The sequence below is a fragment of the Anoxynatronum buryatiense genome, assembly GCF_900182905.1.
Taxonomy (GTDB): domain Bacteria; phylum Bacillota; class Clostridia; order Peptostreptococcales; family Tindalliaceae; genus Anoxynatronum; species Anoxynatronum buryatiense.
On sequence record NZ_FXUF01000017.1, the window covers coordinates 16,075 to 29,793 of the forward strand.

The 13,719-nt window shown below is 48.4% G+C and carries 15 protein-coding genes; 10 read left to right on the forward strand and 5 right to left on the reverse strand.

What is annotated here, in order from left to right:
* The first annotated feature begins 262 nt into the window (after positions 1–262).
* The 10 genes from QOL74_RS15975 to QOL74_RS16020 all read left to right on the forward strand — a co-directional run bounded on the left by QOL74_RS15975 (position 263) and on the right by QOL74_RS16020 (position 10,134).
* On the forward strand, positions 263–940 hold the full coding sequence (locus QOL74_RS15975) for a GntR family transcriptional regulator (RefSeq protein ID WP_283410507.1): 678 nt from the start codon (positions 263–265) through the stop codon (positions 938–940).
* A 335-nt stretch (positions 941–1,275) separates the two neighbouring features.
* The gene (locus tag QOL74_RS15980; RefSeq protein WP_283410508.1) at positions 1,276–2,340 is read left to right on the forward strand and encodes a Bug family tripartite tricarboxylate transporter substrate binding protein; all 1,065 of its coding nucleotides are present in this window, start codon (positions 1,276–1,278) and stop codon (positions 2,338–2,340) included.
* A gap of 71 nt (positions 2,341–2,411) precedes the next feature.
* The gene (locus QOL74_RS15985) at positions 2,412–2,888 is read left to right on the forward strand and encodes a tripartite tricarboxylate transporter TctB family protein (protein ID WP_283410509.1); all 477 of its coding nucleotides are present in this window, start codon (positions 2,412–2,414) and stop codon (positions 2,886–2,888) included.
* Between the two features lie 15 nt (positions 2,889–2,903).
* Positions 2,904–4,418 carry a tripartite tricarboxylate transporter permease gene (locus QOL74_RS15990; protein WP_283410510.1) on the forward strand — a complete coding sequence of 505 codons (1,515 nt, stop codon included), beginning with the start codon at positions 2,904–2,906 and terminating at the stop codon, positions 4,416–4,418.
* Positions 4,419–4,526: 108 nt separating this feature from the next.
* Positions 4,527–4,805, forward strand: a complete 279-nt coding sequence (gene citD / locus QOL74_RS15995) for a citrate lyase acyl carrier protein (RefSeq protein ID WP_283410511.1) — start codon at positions 4,527–4,529, stop codon at positions 4,803–4,805.
* Positions 4,802–5,695, forward strand: a complete 894-nt coding sequence (locus QOL74_RS16000; RefSeq protein WP_283410512.1) for an aldolase/citrate lyase family protein — start codon at positions 4,802–4,804, stop codon at positions 5,693–5,695. The genes citD and QOL74_RS16000 overlap by 4 nt, the downstream gene beginning before the upstream one ends.
* A complete protein-coding gene (citF, locus tag QOL74_RS16005; protein ID WP_346771761.1) occupies positions 5,692–7,248 on the forward strand; it encodes a citrate lyase subunit alpha in 1,557 nt (518 codons plus the stop codon). Before QOL74_RS16000 ends, citF begins: the two co-directional genes overlap by 4 nt.
* 4 nt (positions 7,249–7,252) lie before the next feature.
* Positions 7,253–7,774 carry a citrate lyase holo-[acyl-carrier protein] synthase gene (gene citX / locus QOL74_RS16010; RefSeq protein WP_283410513.1) on the forward strand — a complete coding sequence of 174 codons (522 nt, stop codon included), beginning with the start codon at positions 7,253–7,255 and terminating at the stop codon, positions 7,772–7,774.
* Positions 7,762–8,706 (forward strand): triphosphoribosyl-dephospho-CoA synthase, encoded by a 945-nt coding sequence (locus tag QOL74_RS16015; protein WP_283410514.1) that lies wholly within the window; start codon positions 7,762–7,764, stop codon positions 8,704–8,706. Before citX ends, QOL74_RS16015 begins: the two co-directional genes overlap by 13 nt.
* Positions 8,707–8,736: 30 nt before the next feature.
* Positions 8,737–10,134, forward strand: a complete 1,398-nt coding sequence (locus tag QOL74_RS16020) for an oxaloacetate decarboxylase subunit alpha (protein WP_283408454.1) — start codon at positions 8,737–8,739, stop codon at positions 10,132–10,134.
* 101 nt (positions 10,135–10,235) lie between these two features.
* Here QOL74_RS16020 and QOL74_RS16025 read toward each other — a convergent pair whose 3' ends face one another.
* The 5 genes from QOL74_RS16025 to QOL74_RS16045 form a co-directional block, all read right to left on the reverse strand.
* Positions 10,236–11,123: an NAD(P)/FAD-dependent oxidoreductase gene (locus tag QOL74_RS16025; RefSeq protein WP_283410515.1), complete on the reverse strand. Its 888-nt coding sequence runs from the start codon at positions 11,121–11,123 to the stop codon at positions 10,236–10,238.
* 46 nt (positions 11,124–11,169) lie between these two features.
* Entirely contained in the window at positions 11,170–11,961 is a 792-nt protein-coding gene (locus QOL74_RS16030; RefSeq protein ID WP_283410516.1) for an aminoglycoside phosphotransferase family protein, read from the reverse strand.
* A 99-nt stretch (positions 11,962–12,060) separates the two neighbouring features.
* Entirely contained in the window at positions 12,061–12,591 is a 531-nt protein-coding gene (locus QOL74_RS16035; RefSeq protein WP_283410517.1) for a hypothetical protein, read from the reverse strand.
* 33 nt (positions 12,592–12,624) lie between these two features.
* Positions 12,625–12,870 (reverse strand): hypothetical protein, encoded by a 246-nt coding sequence (locus QOL74_RS16040; RefSeq protein WP_283410518.1) that lies wholly within the window; start codon positions 12,868–12,870, stop codon positions 12,625–12,627.
* A 224-nt stretch (positions 12,871–13,094) separates the two neighbouring features.
* The gene (locus tag QOL74_RS16045; RefSeq protein ID WP_283410519.1) at positions 13,095–13,631 is read right to left on the reverse strand and encodes a GNAT family N-acetyltransferase; all 537 of its coding nucleotides are present in this window, start codon (positions 13,629–13,631) and stop codon (positions 13,095–13,097) included.
* Between the last annotated feature and the right edge of the window lie 88 nt (positions 13,632–13,719).

The following is a 13,719-nucleotide window of genomic DNA, read 5'->3' on the forward strand; positions in this document are numbered from 1 at the left end:
AAAGTTCTCTTTTATGAGCAAAAACGAATATGAGCAAAAAACAAACACACATCTATTGTACTAAAAAATAAATATTGTACTAAAAAATAAACAGAAAAATGAAAGAAAAGCCGCAAAAAAGGGATTGAAATTAGTAAATGTTTCGACTATAATGATTGTATACGAGTATACCAGTACGCAGACAAAAAGAAAAGGCCTTTCCATCAAGTTTTCGACATGAGGGAAAAGGTTTACCCATCTTTTTTAGATAGGAGTTAAGAGAATGAATATTGAGCTGGGATTGATTGATGATTTTGATCTAAGGCCCATCCGCGATATCGTCTATGAGAATTTAAGAAATGCCATTATGGAGCAGCGGCTGAAACGAGGCGAACGTCTCGTTGAAAATACCATCGCCGAAAAAATGAATATCAGCCGCACGCCGGTGCGCGAAGCACTTCGTCAACTGGAATCAGAAGGTCTTGTGGTGCACATGCCCCGGCGGGGAACCGTTGTACAGGGAATTACCCGGGAAGATGCCCTGGATATTTACAACATTCGGGAAGTGCTGGAGGGGCTGGTTGTCAGACTGGCCTGTGAAAGACGCAGCGAGGCAGAGGTGGAAAACCTACATAAATACATCGAGCAAATGGAAACAGCCATTCATGGGAATGCCTATGAAAAATTGATGGAACTGCATCATGAGTTTAATGATGAGATTTTACAGGCCGCTCAGTCCAAGAGACTTTCAGGAATGGTGAAACATCTGCACGAGTACCTTGCCAGCATGCGAACCGTATCCCTTGAAAGCACTGAAAGACAGGAAGACGCCCTGCAAGAGCATCGTGAAATTGTCAAAGCCATTGAAGAAAGAAGGACAGAAGAAGGCGAAGCAAAAGCGCGAATTCACGTCCAGAAAGCGCGGGAAGCGTTTTTACGCAGGGGCACCATTAGGGGGTGATGCTGGATGACCTGAAAAGGGCAGCAGGCAGTACCATGAGGGGTCTCAGGAAAACGTTGGCAGGAACTTAATGCGTGTTCGATTGTATACAGGTATACAAATTGTATTTTCAAGAGTGCAATTCAGCATAACGATCCAAAACAAACGCATCAGCAATCAAAAGACAACCGAGTGAGCTTAAAGTGAGCTCAACGCGAGTCAAAAGTAAGCTCAAAGTGAGCTCAACGTGAGTCCCAAAAGATGCTGAAGCAACCCACAAAGGTCGGCCATCGTTCCCGACATGAAGGTGGATCGGTGAATGATTTCACAAACATAAGAGAAATGGGAGGGTAATCATGAAAAAACGTGTTCTAAGAAACAAGTTACTCACAGGCGTCATCTTTTTACTGTTGGTCTCAATGGTGTTGAGCGGTTGCGGTGGACAGTCAGGGAGTCAACCAGCCGAACCGGCATCAGGGCAATCATCAGCACCGGCGGAAGCGCCATCCAACTATCCTGCAAGAGCCATGGAATTTGTTGCGCCGGCAGGTGCTGGCGGCGGCTGGGATTTAACCATTCGTACCGTGGGCAGAATACTTCAGGAAACCGGAATTGTTGAAGTGCCCATGCCGGTGACCAATCGTGAAGGTGGCGGTGGCGGTGTGAATCTGGCTTATATGCAGGAAAAAGCCGGCAGCGACGATTATATTGCCGTTTACTCACCACCACTACTATTGATCAATCTCAACGGCTCTACACAGCTGAGCTACGAGAATACCACACCCCTGGCACGGCTCATTACAGACTACCAAGCATTTATGGTGGGTCAAAACTCGCAATACAGTAACATTCATGAAGTGATGGAAGCATTGAAGGCAGATCCCAAAAGCGTGAAAGTGGCCGGGACTTCTGCAGCAGGCAGCATGGACCACATTGCCTTCTTGATCATTGCCAAAGAGGCGGGCGTTGAAAACTTGTCAGAAATTGATTACATTGCCTTCCAGGATGGTTCTTCCGCCTCTCAGCTGATGGGCGGCCATGTGGACTTGCTTTCCACCAGTCTCAGTCAGGTAAGTGGTTTGATTGAAAGCGGCGACCTGGTGGTATTGGCTCAAACTGCCCCTCACCGTGTGGGCACCGGCGTCATGGGTGAAATCCCCACATGCATTGAAGAAGGTATCAACGCCACCTTTGAAAACTGGCGCGGCCTGTTTGGACCACCGGAAATGCCCGGTTACGCAGTAGACTACTGGTCAGAAGTGCTGGCAGAAATGGTGACCACCGACGAATGGCAGGCTGCTTTGGTCTCCAATGGGTGGGATGATGCCTACCTGGATGCCGCCGGATTTAAATCATTCCTTGAAATTGCCAATGAATCCTACAAAATGATTTTGGATGAAATTGGTATGCTGGCTGAGTAATTGCATATCAGGGAGGGCTGCTGACAGGCAGCTCTCCCGCTATTAAAGAATCAGATTGAGAGGTGAATCGGGTGAATTATTCTGCATTATCAGGCGTTGTTTCGGTGATGATCGGTATTATTTATACAGTACAGGCATACATGCTGCCCCGGGCGGCCATTGGTAAACCCTTGGCACCCCTGGTGTTTCCCCTGGGACTGGGTAGCTTGATGATTCTGTTTGGGACGCTTCAAATTATCCGGTCGGTGCGTGTTGGTGAGTTTGCCGGCTTTGGAGCCATGAAGGGACAAAAACCCACAGTGACCTATTCGGCCAAAATCATTACCTTCACCTGCGTGGTTGCTATTATTTATGCCTTATTATTCCATCGAATCGGATACGTCTTTTCAACGATTTTCTTTCTGGGTTCCATGCTGTTTGCCATTAATGGTGTGGCCCGCTGGAAAACCAACCTGGCAGTGGCCATTGTATTCAGTTTGAGTGTGTACATTCTTTTCTCCAAACTATTGGGGCTGATTCTGCCAAGAATGCCCTTCATTGGATTTTGACGGGAGGTTATATAAATGGAAGCCTTACAGCATTTGATTGAAGGATTTGGTGTGGCACTAACGCCGGCCAACTTAATGTGGGTCACCATCGGCGGATTACTGGGCACCATCATTGGAATGCTCCCCGGCCTTGGCCCGGCCACAGGCGTGGCAGTGCTGTTACCCCTCACGTATACCATGGGCCCCACCGCTGCCCTGATTACCATGTGCGGCGTTTACTACGGTGCCATGTTCGGCGGTTCCAGAAGTTCCATTTTGATCAACACACCGGGTGATGGAGCCGCCATCGCCGCCACCTTTGACGGATACCCCATGGCTCAGAACGGGCGGGCCGAGGCTGCCCTGGCCATGTCGGCCATTGCCTCCTTCATAGGAGGGATTATCGCCGCCATTATCATGGTTTTTGTGGCACAGCCCGTGGCCCGGTTTGGCCTGCGGTTTGGGCCGGCAGAATACTTTCTGCTCATGGTGTTCGCCTTGTCAGCCACCGCCTCCATGTCCAAAGGGAACCTGATGAAGGGCTTCATTTCCCTATTGGTGGGGCTGATGGTAGCCACCGTGGGCATTGACGCTCAGTCAGGGGTGCAGCGGTTCACCTTCGGTATCATGGAACTGCAGGGCGGCATTGATTTTCTGGTGGTCATCATTGCCATGTATGCGTTGGGTGAAGTCTTTGGTACCTTCCAGGTCATCAAAGAAGGCAAGAAAAAAATGCAGACAAAGTTCGGTAAAATCTGGATTACCAAAGACGACTGGAAAAAATCATGGAAACCCATCCTGCGCAGCACCCCCATTGGTTTTTTTGTGGGCGCATTGCCGGGAGCCGGAGCCACCATGGCATCTCTCATGGCCTACAACAATGAAAAACAGCTGTCAAAAAACCCTGATAACTTTGGAAAAGGTGACATTGTGGGTCTGGCAGCACCTGAAGCCGCCAACAACGCCGCATCTGTGGGCGCATTGATTCCCATGATGACGCTGGGTATTCCCGGTTCCGGAACCACCGCCGTTATGATGGGTGCGCTTCTGATGCTGGGACTTCAACCAGGCCCCATGCTGTTTCAACAGCATCCGGAGGTTGCCTGGGGACTCATCGCCAGTATGTTCATTGGCAATATCATTCTCGCCGTTATCAACATCCCCCTGGCAGGTGTGCTGGTGCGTCTGCTGGCCATTCCGCCCCGCATTCTGTACCCCGTGGTCATGGCGCTGGCCTTTGTCGGCACCTACGCCATCGCTCATACCGTCATCAGCTTTTACATTCTGGTTATCTTCGGTCTGGTGGGATATTTCATGCACAAAGCCGGCATCCCCACAGCACCACTGATTCTGGCTGTCATCGTCGGCAATAAAATGGAACAGTCTTTTCGTCAGGCCCTGACCATTTCCAATGGCAGTCCTGCCATTTTCTTCAAATCCTCCGTTGCCATGGTGCTCATTGCCCTCACCATTCTGTCACTGCTGTATCCGGTGGTTCAAAGCAAGCTTCGTGCCAGACAGATGCAGAAAGAAAGTGAAGTTGCCAGTTAAGCTCACAGAGAAGGTGACAGGTGAGCAAAGCGGGCAGCGAACAGATGCAACAGGATTCGCACAGTGCATGACTGGTTGTGGGGGTCTTGAGTCAGAGGAGGAATCACCATGAAGAAAGCACCATTCGGCAAGGCCGGTACACTTGAATCCAACGATGTGCTGGTAACGGTGGAGCTGAATGAAGAAAAACCGCTGGAAATTGAGTTGGAAAGCATTGTGAAAGCCCAATTCGGCAGCCAGCTGATGCATACGGTCACCACCACACTGAAAAACCTGGGAGTGGCAGGTGGCACCATACGAATCATCGACAAGGGCGCATTGGATTTCGCCATCCGGGCCAGAGTCATCACCGCCGTTAACCGTGCCCGGGGAGGGGAGGCCCTATGAAACAGTTAAGAAGAACCATGCTTTTTGTTCCCGCCGATCATCCCGGCATGATGTTTGAAGCGCCGGTATTTCAACCGGATTGCATTATTTTTGATCTGGAAGACGCCATTTCCCTGAAAGAAAAAGACAGTGCCCGAAACCTGCTGGTGGAAGCACTGAAAGCCATCGATTTTGGAAACTGTGAAGTCTTCGCCAGAATCAATCCCCTCTACACCCCTTTTGGAGAGAAAGACGTCCGGCGGCTGGTGCCGGCAGGGTTACAAAACTTCCGGCTGCCCATGACAGAATCGCCGGAAGATATTCTGCGGTTGGATCAGCTGCTGACAGCCTTGGAAAAAGAGCATGAATTACCCCGGGGAGAACTGAAAATTCTGGGAGCCATCGAGACCGCTAAGGGTGTGATCAATGCACCCGCCATTGCCACAGCCAGTCCGCGGCTCATCGGAATATCCTTTGGAGCAGAAGATTTTACCCGCAGCATGACCACCGAAAGAAGCCAAACCGGAGAAGAGCTTTTCTGGGCACGGTCCCATGTGGTGCTGGCCGCCAGAGCCGCCGGGATTGACGCCATTGATACGGTCTTCACAGCCCTTGGAGATGAAGAAGGGTTTGACAGAGAAGTGAGCATGGCGAAACAACTGGGATTCTCGGGAAAATCCGTTATACATCCCAGTCAGATTAAAACGGTCCACCGTATCTTCACACCTGCGAATGATGAGATCATTCATGCCCAGCGCATTATCAATGCCATGCATGCGGCAGAAGCCAATGGGTCAGGGGTGATTGTGGTGGACGGCAAAATGGTGGACAGCCCCGTGGTTCTGAAAGCACAGCGTGTGCTCGACCTGGCCAAGGGCGCCAATTTGTTACCGGGAGGTGGGGAAGCATGACAAAAATGGTACTAAATGCTGTTGGAAGAGCCATTCCAACACACATCAAAGGAATGGGTGATCTGACACCGTTTAAAGGTGCCTTTGCCCATACACCCGGTCCGATGAACATGACTCCCCGGGCGGCCTGGCACAAACCGGGACAGTCCAAGATGACAGAAACCATTCGTCAGGCGCTTGAAAACTGTGGTCTGGCAGACGGTATGACCCTGTCCTTTCATCATCATTTCAGAAACGGGGATCACCTGGTGAACATGGTCATGGACGAAGTGGCCGCCATGGGAGTGCGGGATATCACCATTGCCCCCAGTTCACTGCAATCCATCCATGAAAAACTGATTCCCCATATTCGCAGCGGTGTTATCACCGGCATTCAGACCAGCGGGATTCGGGGAGAAATTGCCCGGGTGCTGTCAACAGAAAACCTGCTGAAAACCCCCATCATCATCCGTTCCCACGGGGGACGCCCCCGAGCCATTGAGTCTGGTGACACCAAAATTGACATTGCCATCATCGGAGCACCTGCCGCCGATGCCTTTGGCAACGTGAACGGGGTGGAAGGCCCCAACGCCTGCGGTTCTCTGGGGTATGCCATAGCCGATGCCACCTGTGCCACCCATACGGTGGTGGTCACCGACTACCTCATCCCCTACCCCGCCTGTCCCGTGAGCATTCCCCAAACCCTGGTGGACTATGTGGTGGTGGCCGAAGGCATTGGTGATCCCCAGGGCATCGTCTCGGGAGCCACCCGCATCACCCGAAATCCCATGGAACTTCTCATTGCCGAAAAAGCCAACGAAGCAATTTTGGCATCAGGGCTGGTTCAGCAGGATTTCTCCTTTCAGGCAGGCACCGGCGGGTCATCCCTGGCAGTGGCCCACTTTTTAAGACAACATATGCGGGAAAACAACATCAAGGGCAGTTTCGCCTCCGGGGGCATCAACGGCTATCTGGTGGACATGCTGGAAGAAGGGCTGTTCAGAACCCTCATGGATGTGCAGTGTTTTGACCTGAAAGCCATTGAATCCATCCGAAAAAACCCCAACCATATGGAAATGTCAGCTTCCTATTACGCCAACCCCCATAACAAGGGGTGTGTGGCCCATCAATTGGATGTGATGGTGCTCAGCGCCACTGAAATAGACGTGCAGTTCAATGTGAACGTCATCACCGGGTCAAACGGAATCATCATGGGCGCTTCCGGAGGCCACTGTGACACTGCCGCCGGCTCAAAGCTGGCCATTGTGGTGGCGCCCCTCTTCAGAGGCCGGCTGCCCATCGTGGTCGATCAGGTCACCACGGTGGTCACACCGGGAGAATCCATTGACGTGCTGGTGACCGAGTACGGGGTGGCAGTGAATCCGGCCCGCACAGATCTCAAAGACCGGTTCCGTGAAAATGGGCTGAAAACCGTCGAGATCCATGAACTGAAAGAAAGAGCCGAAAAAGTCACCGGAAAACCCACCAAACCGGTGGTCACCGATGAAGTGATCGGCCTGGTGGAATATCGTGACGGTACCATCATCGACACCATCAAAAAAGTGGTAGAATAAAAAGATGGATACCAAACTTGAAAAACAGATCAACCAAATAATGACAGCAAAGGAACGACGGGCCGCCCGCCAGCACCGGCTTCTCAGGGTGTATGGCAGCACCGTCATTTCTTTAACACTGAACCTGCCGGGAGGCTACCGACGCTATGACCGCTGGCAACAGGTGTGGCATGAAGCCCGCCGGGCCTTGGAGGTGCTGGAATCAGTTGAAAAACATCACACCTCCCGGGAAGGCCTGTGGGGGCCGGAGACCTTCATGGCAGTGGGCATGGGCCCCCTGGCGGTCAAGGTGATTACCACCACCATTGAAGAACGGCATCCCCTGGGCAGGCTGTTTGATATTGATGTGATTGACCTGGCAGGAAACCCAGTCTCCCGAAAACAGCTGGGTAAACCGGCCCGCAGCTGTCTGATCTGCGAAAAACCGGCCATTGAATGTTATTTGAACCGGGCCCACTCCCTGGAAGAACTGATGAAGGCAGTGGAAACCATCATTGAAGAAGGACTGAGATCATGGACAATCTGACGGCACCCATCAACCAGTGCGAACCGGCCGAAATCATCGGTCGCAGCCTCCTTTCGGGAATTCTGCTGGAAGTCGCCTGCCACCCCTCTCCTGGGTTGGTCAGCCCTTTTTCAATGGGTGCCCATGAAGACATGAACCACTACAGCTTTATGCTCAGCACAGCCGCCATCGCCGCTTACATACAAGCCTGCACCCGTGTGGGATACCAGGAGCCCCCCGGAGAAAACCTGCTTTTAAAATTGCGCCCCCTGGGGCTGCAGGCAGAAAAGGCCATGCTGGAAGCCACCGGTGGCGTGAATACCCACAAGGGCATGATCTTTCTGGGAGGCATCACCGCCGCAGCGGCAGGCGTCGCCATGCAAAAAGACCATGAAAGCGCTTTTGAAAATACCCCCTATGTGAAAGCAACGGCAGTTTGCCGTGAAATAAAAGAAATGTGCCGGGGGCTGGTTCAGCGTGAACTAGAGAACGCCCCCTTACCAAAAAAAGAAACCCTTACCCAGGGCGAATACTGGTACCGGCAGGCCGGCATCACCGGCGTTCGGGGAGAAGTGGAAGCAGGGCTGCCCGCCGTGCGCCAGACAGGGTTGCCCGTATTCAGCGAAGCCCTGCGGCTGTTTTCCCTTAAAACCGCCATGGTGCACACCCTGCTGCACCTTATGACCGTGGTGGAAGACACCACTGTGCTGGCACGGGCAGGGCTGGAAGGCCTGAACCTGGTGAAGTCAACAGCTTCAGAAGTGATTGGACTGGGAGGTATTCAGACTGAACGCGGCCAACAGGCCATGGAGCGGGTAAGCCGCTTTTTCGAAACGCGGCGCATCAGCCCCGGCGGGTCGGCAGACCTGCTGGCCATGACCATTGCCCTCTGGATCATGGAAAACGGCCCCATTCCAAAAGAAAAAATGGTGCCAGACAGGCACCAGCGATAAACAGCAGCGGATAAAAAAGGAGGTACAACAATGGGACAGGTAAAACTAACAGATACAACCTATCGGGACGCCCACCAGTCATTAATGGCCACCCGAATGCCAACAGACGTGATGCTGCCCATCGCAGAAAAAATGGACGCAGCCGGCTACCACTCCCTTGAAATGTGGGGCGGAGCCACCTTTGACTCCTGCCTGCGTTACCTGAACGAAGACCCCTGGGAACGACTGCGCATCATCCGAAAAGCCATTAAAAACACCAAACTGCAAATGCTGCTGCGAGGTCAGAACATTCTGGGATACAAACACTATGCCGACGACGTGGTGGAAGAATTCGTCAAACGGGCCATCGGCAATGGCATTGACATCATCCGCGTTTTCGACGCCCTCAACGACGTGCGCAACCTGGAAACCGCCGTCAAAGCCATCAACAAAGAAGGCGGTCACGCCCAGTGCTGCATCTCCTACACCATCAGCCCCGTACACAACACCACCTACTACCTGGAGCAGGCCAAAGCCATGGCCCAGATGGGAGCCGATTCCATCTGCATCAAAGACATGTCCGGCATCCTGCCCCCCTACGTCGCCTACGAACTGGTGTCAGCCCTGAAAAAGACCGTTGACCTGCCCATCCAGGTACACACCCACGACACCTGCGGCCTGGGAAGCATGACCTACATCAAAGCCATCGAAGCCGGCGCCGACATCGTCGACACCGCCATCTCCCCCATGGCCCTGGGAACCTCCCAGCCCGCCGCCGAACCCCTGGTGGCCGCCCTGCAGGGCACCCAGTACGACACCCACATGGACCTGGTACACCTGGACGAAATCGCCCAGTACTTCCGGCCCCTGCGGGAAAAATACTTCAATGAAGGCCTCATCGACCTGAAAGTCATGAGCGTCGACACCCGCACCCTCATTAACCAAATCCCCGGCGGCATGCTGTCCAACTTCATTTCCCAGTTGAAAGAACAGAAGAAGATGGAAAAAATGGACGAAGTACTGGCAGAAGTGCCCCGGGTCAGAGAAGAACTGGGCTATCCACCCCTGGTCACCCCCACCAGCCAAATCGTGGGCACCCAGGCCCTCTTCAACGTACTGGCCGGCGAACGGTATAAAATGGTCCCCAAAGAAGTCAAAGACTACGTCAAGGGCCTCTACGGAAAACCCGCCAAAGAAATCGACCCCGCCATGATCCAAAAGATCATTGGCAGCGAAGCCGTCATCACCCACCGGCCTGCAGACGACATTCCGCCACAGCTGGCAAAAATACGGGAAGAAATGAAAGAATACGAAGAGCAGCCTGAAGACGTGCTCTCTTATGCCCTCTTCCCCCAGATTGCCATGAACTTCTTCAAAGACCGCTGGTCGAAGAAGTATCAGATTGAAACCACCCTCTACAATGAAGAAGAGAAGACGCATCCGGTGTAAGGCCAGTTGCGTTTTGCCGGTACACTCACTTTGTCTCCCTTTTTTTAGCCTCAGCCTGCCACTGTGCAGGCCTCGGGGCTATTTTTATGAAATGCATTGTTCTATGAAGCCGCACGCCCACTTTCCATTGCGGCTGAAATACCCTCGCCCATAGGGTTAAGAAATCCTGCGGTTTCACCTGCAAACAGCACTTTCCCTTTTCCGTATTGTACAGGACATTTGGGCAGAATATGTGGTATAAGCCATTTTTCGGCTTTCTCTTGCTTTTCGATTTTTGCGTTATGATGTTTTTCCATATAAACCATAAATTCGGAATAATAATGTTCAAGTTTACTTGTATCCTTAACAGACACACCGAAAATAAGATAATCATCTTTTACATTAAACCACGCATCATATTCCGATAGGTAGGGCTGCAAATAGGCATAAAAATAATGATGATCCAATTCGACGGAACCTTTGTTGAAAGTTTGATAAGTGGTGATATAATTTTGAGGTGCATGAATAAGTTTTCGCTTAACAGAACCTGCCACACCGTCACATACAATAACTAACTTTGCTTTTTCAGAGTAGAATGAAGTGCCTTTCAAATTCACAACAACACAATTTTCTTGTTCAAAACATGATAGAGCAGTTGTTTCATCGCGCAATTCCGCACCAGCTTCGGTAGCTTTTGTTGCCAACCAATAATCAAAGGAACTCCGCCATATGTTTAATCCTTCCTGTTCAAATCGGTACTCTTGACCCTTGTCGTTGGTAAAAACCATACCTCGATTATCCTTCGGCATACACATCGTAAACTCTGGTGTATCCTCGTCAAAGTATCGTTTCACCAAATCCATGGACTTTTTAATAAGAATACCTGAACAAGATTTGTTTCTTGGCATCTTAAATTTTTCAACCAATAATACTTTATAGCCATGACAAGTCAATTCCCGTGCAGCAGTACAGCCTGTCGGGCCTGCACCAATTATTATGATATCGTACATAGCGGGTTCCTCCTATGAGGGATGACATAAACTGTGTGCATCATTTTTAACTCCTTCTTACACCATCCGCGGCAGGACATCGCGGCTTTATCGCTTCATTTAACTGCTCATTCGGACATTCACCTACTCTAGCAGTGCTGATAACAGATAGATAATCCTGTATCATGTCTCTGGTAACATTCATTTGTATAAGATATAAGTCTGCCAGTGTTTTCTTTAATTGATAAACGATTTCCTTATTCTCCATTCCCGCCGGTACAGGTGTGTATTCCAGTAGAAATACGGTTTTTGCAACATCATACAGAAAATCTCCATGACATAAATTCATGAAATCTATAACCACAATTTGTCCATTCGATAAGAATAGATTACCTGGGTGAAAATCTCCATGACATAGCCTGTTCCCATCACCTAGCTTTTCCAACATTTGCAATGCCTTTTTTCGCGTTTCCAGGTGATCAGGTAATCCCTTTACGATATGATATTCTAAAAATTCTTTGTAATTTGGAACAGTCGAAATCTCATTCCGACCAATTGACTTATGGATCTCTGCCATATATACTGCACATTTCTCGACATCACCTGTTTTTATAACCCAATCCAACAAAGATTCTCCTTCAACTTTGTCATAAATAATGCCCATCTGCTCTTCGTAAAAAACTATCTCATATGCATGTGGTTTTGCAAAAATCATATGGCGTATGGCCTTAGCATTGAAAAATTCTCTTTCTACTGCTTTCAGGGGATAGCCTGTGCCAAAAAGCTTGAGCACTTTTCCTTCTTTGAGTTCATATACAGTTGCAGTATTACCTATTCCAATTATTTTACCATGTTTCATAAAACGATCTCCTAACCCTTTAATCTTCAATAATAGCCAGCTTTGAAGTCCGGCGATTCGCAGATCCTCATGTTAGCCGAAGGATAGCCAGTATATTTGTTAGTCCCAATTGTGCCTATGCTTTTTCCACCACTGATAAGCAACTTTCTTCATTTCCTCATGGCGCTCAACATCAAAGTCAAGATATGTAATGATATAATCCCTTCCTGCGAATTCTTTTACATTTTCATGTTGAGAAGCCAAAAGTAGTGCATAAAAAGTTAATGCCCTCTCATAATCGTCCTGTGTTTCAATATTTTCAATTAAATATGGTATAGCTGGCTTACCTATCATGCCTAATTCTTCTGCAGCTATATACCATGTATGCCCATCACCATATGATCTTGTAAATCCGCTGTCTTTAAGTTTTTCTATTAAGTATAAAACTTCCGCCTCTTTAATCTGCCTTTTATTAAGATAATCAATCTCTTCTTCCAGCCTAACAACTGTTTCCAGCAGTTGTTTTTCTTTTTCACTTTCAATTTGATAGTGATTCTTAAAGGAGTTCAATTCGAAATATAGATACCCTATGATAATAAGCAAACAAAATATAAGTAAATTCTTTATGATTAAATGTCTTTTAAAATTCATTTTGTAAGCACCTCGCTCTTAACTCTCACAACTTTATAATATTTCGGCCAACTCATCAGTTGCTGCTGGCGTATAACCTAAATCTTGATTTCCAATTACTTTCAATAAATTCTTGTATTTAATCTTCTTGCATATCATTCCTTTATCTCCAACGTTCATAACAAAAACTCGATGCGCCTCCCTTGCGCTTTTAAAAAGACCTGCAAGCATAAACATTAGCTGGTAGTTTAATGGCAGCATTTCAATTACATTTTTATCAGTCAAGTATAGCGGTTTCATATGCTTCGCAGTTTGGGCGTAACCTTCAATTTCACGCGGGTTATCAACTCCCCAATTAATCGTTGCCCCGTTTTTTTCAAGGAAGGATGATTTTTTATGCTTTTTGCTGTCAGTTTGGAATATGCATCAAATAATATTGTATAGCTCTCAAACTTTGATTTGAGTGCTCCAAGACAAGCCCTTTCTTTTTATATGTAAAACTAAAGCGAGTTAGCGCAATAAAATTAACCTTTATGCCTTTCAACCCATTCATTCTCTAAAATACTCATTTCCCATAAACTCCAATATTCGTCTCCAATTTTTCTTGCGTCTCTGAGCAAACCCTCTTTTTTAAATCCTGACTTTTCATAACAAGTAATTGCTGAAGAGTTAAAATCAAACACTCCAAGACTTACTCTATGTAAGTGTAGTTCATCAAAAGCAACTTTAAGAATTTCTGTCATCATTTGTTGTCCTATCCCTTTTCCCCTTACACTCATATCACCAACTAATACTTTCCCAACTCTTGCTGATTTGTTTTTTCTATCTATATTTCCTAGCGTTATATGTCCAATAATTTTCCCAGTTTCCTTTTCTTTAACACTGTAAATCAAAGTATTGGAATTGTACTTATTTGCATCTTTAAGGTAGCTTTCTAGTTGTTGTTTATCTAAGGGGAAACTAAAGTTAGGTCCTCCCCATTGAAGTAAAATTTCCGGAGTTTTAATCCAATTTATAAGTTGTTCAAAATCTGAAAATTGAAAAAATCTCAGCTCAAACATAATAAAGTTCTCCTCGTTTCTTTTGTCTTGTATACATTCACTACATCTATTCTGGTTTTTTAACTGCCTTCAAACGTATTATTCCTGC

What these genes read in the sequence shown, in the direction of transcription:
- QOL74_RS15975 (WP_283410507.1), top strand. Translation starts at nt 263, where the DNA reads ATGAATATTGAGCTGGGATTGATTGATGATTTTGATCTAAGGCCCATC.
- QOL74_RS15980 (WP_283410508.1), top strand. Translation starts at nt 1,276, where the DNA reads ATGAAAAAACGTGTTCTAAGAAACAAGTTACTCACAGGCGTCATCTTT.
- QOL74_RS15990 (WP_283410510.1), top strand. Translation starts at nt 2,904, where the DNA reads ATGGAAGCCTTACAGCATTTGATTGAAGGATTTGGTGTGGCACTAACG.
- citD (WP_283410511.1), top strand. Translation starts at nt 4,527, where the DNA reads ATGAAGAAAGCACCATTCGGCAAGGCCGGTACACTTGAATCCAACGAT.
- QOL74_RS16000 (WP_283410512.1), top strand. Translation starts at nt 4,802, where the DNA reads ATGAAACAGTTAAGAAGAACCATGCTTTTTGTTCCCGCCGATCATCCC.
- citF (WP_346771761.1), top strand. Translation starts at nt 5,692, where the DNA reads ATGACAAAAATGGTACTAAATGCTGTTGGAAGAGCCATTCCAACACAC.
- citX (WP_283410513.1), top strand. Translation starts at nt 7,253, where the DNA reads ATGGATACCAAACTTGAAAAACAGATCAACCAAATAATGACAGCAAAG.
- QOL74_RS16015 (WP_283410514.1), top strand. Translation starts at nt 7,762, where the DNA reads ATGGACAATCTGACGGCACCCATCAACCAGTGCGAACCGGCCGAAATC.
- QOL74_RS16020 (WP_283408454.1), top strand. Translation starts at nt 8,737, where the DNA reads ATGGGACAGGTAAAACTAACAGATACAACCTATCGGGACGCCCACCAG.
- QOL74_RS16025 (WP_283410515.1), bottom strand. Translation starts at nt 11,123, where the DNA reads ATGTACGATATCATAATAATTGGTGCAGGCCCGACAGGCTGTACTGCT.
- QOL74_RS16030 (WP_283410516.1), bottom strand. Translation starts at nt 11,961, where the DNA reads ATGAAACATGGTAAAATAATTGGAATAGGTAATACTGCAACTGTATAT.
- QOL74_RS16035 (WP_283410517.1), bottom strand. Translation starts at nt 12,591, where the DNA reads ATGAATTTTAAAAGACATTTAATCATAAAGAATTTACTTATATTTTGT.
- QOL74_RS16040 (WP_283410518.1), bottom strand. Translation starts at nt 12,870, where the DNA reads ATGAAACCGCTATACTTGACTGATAAAAATGTAATTGAAATGCTGCCA.
- QOL74_RS16045 (WP_283410519.1), bottom strand. Translation starts at nt 13,631, where the DNA reads ATGTTTGAGCTGAGATTTTTTCAATTTTCAGATTTTGAACAACTTATA.